Source organism: Kitasatospora sp. MBT63, assembly GCF_000710465.2.
Taxonomy (GTDB): Bacteria; Actinomycetota; Actinomycetes; order Streptomycetales; family Streptomycetaceae; genus Kitasatospora.
Genome location: NZ_JAIZ01000054.1, coordinates 1 through 6,325, shown reverse-complemented (window position 1 = coordinate 6,325; position 6,325 = coordinate 1). Strand labels below are relative to the sequence as shown.

Here is a 6,325-nt window from a genome sequence, read left to right as displayed (position 1 = left end):
CGGGCGGGGTCGGGGTTGCCGTCGGGGTCGGGGTTGCCGTCGGGGTCGGGGTTGCCGCCGGGGTCGGGGTTGCCACCAGGCCCCGGGCCGCCCTCCGCGGCCGGACCGGGGGTGCTGGCGAGTGCGTGGGTGAGCGCGGCGGCGGCCGGGCCGCCGGCCCATAGGTCGGCGGCGGTGACCAGCAGCGAGGGGCGTTCGGTGGGCCGGAGCAGGAAGTCGAGCCGCCAGTCGTCGACGGCGGGCAGGCCGTCGGGGTCGCCGTCGGAAGGGCCGAGCGGCTCGGTCAGCCGCAGGCACAGGCGTAGTGGCCGCCGTTCGGGGCGGTCGTCGTACCAGGCGGCGAGGCGTTCGGGCAGGCCGGGCGGCGGGCCAGGGAGCCGGCCGTCGGCGGTGGCGAGTGCGGCCAGCCACTGCTCGGTGGGGTGGTCGGCGGGGACCGGGTCGGGTGTGGTGGCGGCCAGGGCGGCCCTGGCCTCCTGGTCGGTGAGGGTGTCGAGCAGGGTGGCGACCAGGGCCCGGCCGGTGGGCTGCGCGCCGGGGACGTCCTCCGCGCGGCAGACCGGCGGGCAGCCGGCCGCGAGGGCGTCCGCCTCCGCGCGGCCCGGCCGGTCCGGAGCGGCCTGCCAGCGGGCGTACGGGACGCCGTCCTCCGTGCTCATCACGGGCAGCACCCGTCCCCGGCCGAGCAGCCGCCAGGCGAGGTCGTGGACGGCGGTCAGCCAGCGCAGCGAGGCGCCGTACGCGACCTCGACCGGTCCGGTGCCCGGGAGGTCGGCGGTGGCTCCGGCCCAGCGGGGGTCGTCCAGGCCGCCGAGCAGCTGGGCCGCCTCGGCGGGCTCGAACACCAGGCTGGGGACCCGCCAGACGGCGAGGGCGACCCCGCCGGTGGTGGCGCCGACGGGCAGGTCGGGGGAGGGTGCGGGCCGTCCGCCGAGCGTGGGGAGGTGGAGGCCGGTCCAGCGTTCGGCGCCCTGTTCGGCCAGCCAGCCGAGCGCGGGTCCGATGCCGGCGAGCAGCTCGGCCACGGCGGCGGCGGAGCAGGCGTACGGGTGGGCGCGGCTGCCCGGTTCGACCCGGACGGAGCGGAAGGCCCGTGCGTCCTCGGCCCACAGGGCGAGGCGGCCGTCGCTGCGCCAGAGTGCGTGCAGGGCGTACATGCGGCGTGCCTTCCGTACGCGCGGTGGCCGCTGCCGGCCGCCGGTCGGTTTTCACCCTAGCCCGGTGGCGCGGAGCGGGACGGGCCCGGTCCGGCCGCCCTGCGGGGGCAGCGGCCGGACGCGGGGACGGCAGCGGACGCGGGGACGGAGTGAGGCGGTAGAGGCAGGCGGGGCGGTCGGGGCGGTACGGGCGGAGAAGAGGACCGAAGCTGTCCGCATCCGCCGATAACGTCGGTGACACCGAGAGCCGGGACCCGCAGGGGCGTCCGGCGACGACGCAGCCGACGAGAGGCGACCGACATGCCCACCCTGGTGAACGCGGAGACCGACGAGCGCGAGGCCCTGCTGTCCTTCCTGGCCGCCCAGCGCGGCGGTCTGCGCCGCGCGGTGCACGGGCTGACCGAGGAGCAGGCCGCGAGCACCCCGACCGTGAGCGCACTCTCCCTCACCGTGCTGATCAAGCACGCGGCCCGGTGCGAGCGGTTCTGGATCGTCGACAACCTGCAGGGCGGCGGGGTGCACGCCACCCCGGACGAGAACGACTGGGCGGAGGAGTACCGGCTGGCCGAGGGCGAGACGCTGGCGGCCTGGCTGGACACCTACGAGCAGGTCGCGACCGAGACCGAGAAGATCATCCGGGAGCTGCCCGACCTGGCGGTGGACTTCCCGCTGCCGACCGCTCCCTGGTTCCCGCCGAACAGCCGCCGGACGGCCCGCTGGGTGCTGCTGCACCTGATCCAGGAGGGCGCCCGGCATGCCGGCCACGCCGACATCATCCGCGAGACGCTGGACGGGAAGACGGCGTTCGAGCTGGTCGACGAGACCGGCGCGGCCTGAGCAAGGGCGGGTCGGCAGGGCCGCAGGGCGGCGAAGGGCGGCCTCGACCGGGCCGCGCCCCCTGCCCACCCCGCGCCTGAATGACGCGGCGGCGGCACGTCGGCCGAAACTGGTGGTTGAACATTGAACGAAACGGGTCTATGGTGGAGCCATCGACAAGTTGAAGCCTCAACAATCGGCTTCCGACCCGAGGAGCACCCACCATGGGCATCTTCAGCCGCAAGAACGACACCGCCGTCGCCGTCGCCGAGGCCACCACCGGCCCGGACCTGGCTCACCTGACCGGCGACTACACCATCGACCAGACCCACAGCCGGATCGGCTTCGCCGTCCGCCACGCGATGGTGACCAACGTCCGCGGCGAGTTCACCGAGTACGAGGGCAAGCTCCACCTCGACGGCGCCAACCCGGCCAACTCGACCGCCGAGCTGGTCATCAAGGTCGCCTCGGTCAACACCAACCAGGCCCAGCGCGACGAGCACCTGCGCACCGGCGACTTCTTCGCCGCCGAGACGTACCCCGAGATCACCTTCAAGTCCACCACCGCCGAGCGGATCGACTCCGACACCTACCGGATGCACGGTGACCTGACCATCAAGGACACCACCCGCCAGGTCGTGCTGGACCTCGACTTCACCGGCTCCGCGACCGACGTGTACGGCGCCGACCGGGTCGGCTTCGAGGGCGGCACCACCGTGGACCGCACCAGCTGGGGCCTGACCTACAACGCGGCCCTGGAGACCGGCGGCGTGCTGATCGGCGAGAAGGTCAAGCTCACCCTGGACATCTCCGCAGTGAAGGCGGCCTGACCCGGCCGACCCGACCGACTGTCCCGGCACCGCCCCCACCGCCCCCACCGGTGGGGGCGCCGCCGTACCCGACCCCGGCCCGTGCCACCCACGCCGCCCGACGAGCGCTGCCCTGCCGCCCTGCTGCCCTGCGGCCACGCAGTCTCCGCGACAATGGGACCCGGGCCGACCGGGGGGGATCCGCATGGAGCTGCGCCAACTGCACTGTTTCGTCGCCGTCGCGGAGGAACTCCACTTCGGCCGGGCCGCCGAGCGGCTGCTGCTCGGCCAGCCGGCCGTCAGCCAGCAGATCAGGCGGCTGGAACGCGAGCTGAAGGTCGAGCTGTTCGACCGCTCGCCCCGGTACGTCCGGCTGACCAGGGCCGGCGAGCTGTTCCTGCCCGCCGCCCGCCAGGTGCTCACCGCCGAACAGGCTGCCAAGGCCGCCGTGGCCGGCCTGGCCGCGCCCGGTCTGGCCACACCGGGGGTGCTGCGGCTCGGCACCATCACCGGTCTCGGCGAGCGCCTCGACCGCATCCTCGACGCGTACCAGCGCCACGCCCCCGCCGTCCGGGTCGAGTTGCACTCCCTGCCGGTCGGCGAACGCCTGGACCGGCTGGCCGACGGGCACCTCGACGCCGCCTTCGTCCGCGGTGCCGTGCCCGACCGGAGCCCGGCCCTGCGCTTCCTGCCCGTCGACCCGGAGCCCCTGCTGGTCGCCCTGCCCGCGCGGCACCCGCTGGCCGACCGGTCCGAGATCGGCCTTGCCGACCTGGCCGCCCTCCCGTTGCGGCTCACCGAGCGCCGCAACCACCCCGCGCTGGTCGACCTGGTCCTGGCCGCCTGCCGGGACGCGGGCTTCGATCCGGTCCCCGGCCCGGCCTCCAGCACCCTCCAGGACACCCTGGCCGCGATCGGCACCGGGCCTCCGATGTGGACGGTCGTCTACGCCGCCAACGCCCGCATGATGCAGATCCCCCGGGTGGTCTTCCGGCCGGTGCGCTCCCCCGGCCTCGCCCTGCCCACCGCGCTGGCGCTGCGTCCCCGCGTACCGCCGCCCCCGCTGGTGCTCGCCGCCTGCCGCGCCGGGGAGACGGCTCCCACCTGCGACGATCGTCAATCGTGATCGCTGCCGGAGCGAATCGGGTCTGGGTCCACGGCTCCGGGTCGGGTGGACTGGTCCCAACCGCGGGGCCGGGACGAGGTACCGGCCCCGACACCGAGTCGAGGAGCAGCAGATGCCCGTCGTCACCGTTCAGCAGGGCCCCCGGACCGTCGAGCTCAAGCGCGAGCTGGTGCAGCGGATCACCGACGCGTTCGTGGACGCCTACCGGATCCCGGCCGAGTCCGTCCAGGTCTGGATCCACGAGGTACCGACCGACAGCTGGGGCACCGCCGGCCGGCTGACCGCGGACAACTGACGCCGCCGCCGCCGGACCGGCCCGCCCGCCATCACGGCCACCGCCGCCGCCACCGCTACGGCCGTCACGGCCGTCACGGCCGGCCCCGGTGGCCGCGGCCGGGCAGCAGGGCCGCGTCCTCGGACGTCAGCCAGCTGCCCGGCGGCAGCCGCAACCAGCCCTCCGCCGCGCCGAGTTCGGCCGCCGCGGTGCACAGCGCGGTCAGCCCGGGGTGCCGCAGGTCCGGCCGGTGGACCAGCCCCAGCAGGCTGAACGCGACCGGCTCGACCAGCGGGCGGGTGACCCCGCCGGGGATCTCCGGGCCGCCGGTGGTGGAGAGCACCGGTTCGCGGTGCCTGGCCAGATAGCGGCCGAACTCTCCCAGGCCGACCGCGGGCGCCCGCCCCGGCGCGGCCACCAGGCCGTGTTCGTCGAGGAGTCGGCGGCCGAGATCGGTCCACTCGCTGGTCGCCGGGTTGCCCGCGCAGATGTCCACCGGGTGGCCCGCCAGCGCGCGCAGCGGCACCTCCGCCAGCCCGGCGAGCGGATGGTCCACCGGCAGGATCACCGCCATCCGCTCCAACCGGACCGGTACGTGGGTGAGTTGGCTGCGCAGCACGGCCGGGAGCCCGGCGAAGCGGCCGAACGAGACATCCAGCCGGTGGGCGACCAACTCGCCCGCCGCGGCCACCAGCCCGCCGTGGAATCGGGCCAGCAGCTCCTGCTCGGGCAGCGCCCGGCGGGCCGCTTCGAGCACCCGTGCCTCGGCCGGATCGGGGCCGCCCGGCTCGCTGTTGAGGTCGACCAGCAGCGGCCGGGCATGCGAGCCGGTCAGGATCTCGTCGTGCAGGGCCAGCAGCCGGCGGGCCTTGGGCAGGAGCGCGAGCCCGGCCGCGGTCAGCTCCACGCTGCGGGTGGAGCGCAGGAACAGCGGTCCTCCCAGGGCGCGTTCCAGGGTCCGGACGTCCCGGCTGAGCGCCTGCTGGGCGAGGTGCAGCCGCTCGGCGGCCCGGCCGAAGTGCAGGGTCTCGGCGGTCGCCACGAAGCCGCGCAGCAGGCGGGGATGCAGGTCGGCGGGCATGCGGCAGAGATTAACAACACCGGTGCGTCAATCGCACCGAACAGGTGTTGGACCGCGGGCGCGGCCCGCCGAGAGGCTGGGGACCCACCCGATTCCCCTTGGAGACCCGTGTTTTCCCCGTACCGCCGTGTCCTCGCCGCTCCCGGCGCCCTCGCCTTCACCCTGTCCGGGCTGGTGGCCCGGCTCTTCTTCACCATGAACGGTGTCGCCACCCTGGTCCTGGTCGCCGACCGGCGGGGCTCGTACGCGCTGGCGGGCGGGGTGGTGGCGGCCGGGGTGGTCGCCGGGGCGGTGGGGATGCCGCTGCTCGGCCGGCTGGTCGACCGGTACGGCCAGGCCAGGGTCACCGTGCCCGCGACGCTGGTCCGGCTGGCACCGCTCGCCGCGCTGGTGGCCTGCGTCCGTGGCGGCGCGCCCGACTGGACCCTCCTGGTGTGCTCGGCGGCCGGCGCCGGCGCGCCCAACTTCGGCGGGATGGCGCGGGCCCGGTGGGCGCACCTGTACCGGGACGACGCGGTGGCCCGCCACCACGCCAACTCGCTCGAACAGGCGCTGGACGAACTCTGCTTCATGGCCGGCCCGGTCCTGGCGATGCTGCTGAGCACCGCCGTCGCCCCCGAGGCCGCGCTGCTCGCCTCGGGCGTGCTGGGCACCGCCGGCGCGCTGCTGTTCGCGGCCCGGCGCGCCACCGAGCCGCCGGTCCGGCCGGTCCCGCCGGGCACCCGGGCTCCCCTGCGCTCGGCCGGACTGCGGGTGCTGGTGCTGGCGTTCCTCGCCACCGGGGTGGTGTTCGGCTCGCTGGAGGTCACCACCGTCGCCTACACCGACGCGCTCGGCCGCCGGTCGCTCGCGGGCGTCCTGCTGGCGCTGGTGGCGGCGGGCTCGTGCGTCAGCGGCCTGCTGTACGGGCTGCGCCCGCCGCGCCGGCCGCCGGCCGCCCGGCTGACGGCGGGGATCGGCGCGATGGCGGTCCTGCTGCTCCTGCCGCTGGCCGCGGGGCTGGCGGGCGCCGGGCCGGTGACGCTCGCGGCGGCCCTGCTGGCGGCCGGGTGCGGGACGGCA

6 protein-coding genes and 1 pseudogene are annotated in these 6,325 nt (G+C 75.9%); 5 read left to right on the top strand and 2 right to left on the bottom strand.

From position 1 onward, the window contains the following. Nucleotides 1-1,157 (bottom strand): annotated as a pseudogene (locus AA75_RS48985) (hypothetical protein); the annotation flags it as partial. 300 nt (nucleotides 1,158-1,457) lie between these two features. Between AA75_RS48985 and AA75_RS03725 the strand changes: the two are divergent. The 4 genes from AA75_RS03725 to dmpI all read left to right on the top strand — a co-directional run bounded on the left by AA75_RS03725 (nucleotide 1,458) and on the right by dmpI (nucleotide 4,203). Further along, nucleotides 1,458-1,994 carry a DinB family protein gene (locus tag AA75_RS03725; protein ID WP_033818265.1) on the top strand — a complete coding sequence of 179 codons (537 nt, stop codon included), beginning with the start codon at nucleotides 1,458-1,460 and terminating at the stop codon, nucleotides 1,992-1,994. A gap of 203 nt (nucleotides 1,995-2,197) precedes the next feature. Beyond that, a complete protein-coding gene (locus tag AA75_RS03720) occupies nucleotides 2,198-2,803 on the top strand; it encodes a YceI family protein (protein WP_033818264.1) in 606 nt (201 codons plus the stop codon). A gap of 184 nt (nucleotides 2,804-2,987) precedes the next feature. Beyond that, the gene (locus AA75_RS03715; RefSeq protein ID WP_033818263.1) at nucleotides 2,988-3,908 is read left to right on the top strand and encodes a LysR substrate-binding domain-containing protein; all 921 of its coding nucleotides are present in this window, start codon (nucleotides 2,988-2,990) and stop codon (nucleotides 3,906-3,908) included. A 112-nt stretch (nucleotides 3,909-4,020) separates the two neighbouring features. Next, the gene (dmpI, locus tag AA75_RS03710) at nucleotides 4,021-4,203 is read left to right on the top strand and encodes a 4-oxalocrotonate tautomerase DmpI (RefSeq protein WP_033818262.1); all 183 of its coding nucleotides are present in this window, start codon (nucleotides 4,021-4,023) and stop codon (nucleotides 4,201-4,203) included. Between the two features lie 73 nt (nucleotides 4,204-4,276). Here dmpI and AA75_RS03705 read toward each other — a convergent pair whose 3' ends face one another. Beyond that, nucleotides 4,277-5,263, bottom strand: a complete 987-nt coding sequence (locus AA75_RS03705; protein WP_033818261.1) for a LysR family transcriptional regulator — start codon at nucleotides 5,261-5,263, stop codon at nucleotides 4,277-4,279. 108 nt (nucleotides 5,264-5,371) lie between these two features. Here AA75_RS03705 and AA75_RS03700 point away from each other — a divergent pair. After that, nucleotides 5,372-6,325: MFS transporter (locus AA75_RS03700; protein WP_051811762.1), on the top strand; the 954-nt coding region annotated here is incomplete at its 3' end.

What these genes read in the sequence shown, in the direction of transcription:
- AA75_RS03725 (WP_033818265.1), top strand. Translation starts at nt 1,458, where the DNA reads ATGCCCACCCTGGTGAACGCGGAGACCGACGAGCGCGAGGCCCTGCTG.
- AA75_RS03705 (WP_033818261.1), bottom strand. Translation starts at nt 5,263, where the DNA reads ATGCCCGCCGACCTGCATCCCCGCCTGCTGCGCGGCTTCGTGGCGACC.
- AA75_RS03720 (WP_033818264.1), top strand. Translation starts at nt 2,198, where the DNA reads ATGGGCATCTTCAGCCGCAAGAACGACACCGCCGTCGCCGTCGCCGAG.
- AA75_RS03715 (WP_033818263.1), top strand. Translation starts at nt 2,988, where the DNA reads ATGGAGCTGCGCCAACTGCACTGTTTCGTCGCCGTCGCGGAGGAACTC.
- dmpI (WP_033818262.1), top strand. Translation starts at nt 4,021, where the DNA reads ATGCCCGTCGTCACCGTTCAGCAGGGCCCCCGGACCGTCGAGCTCAAG.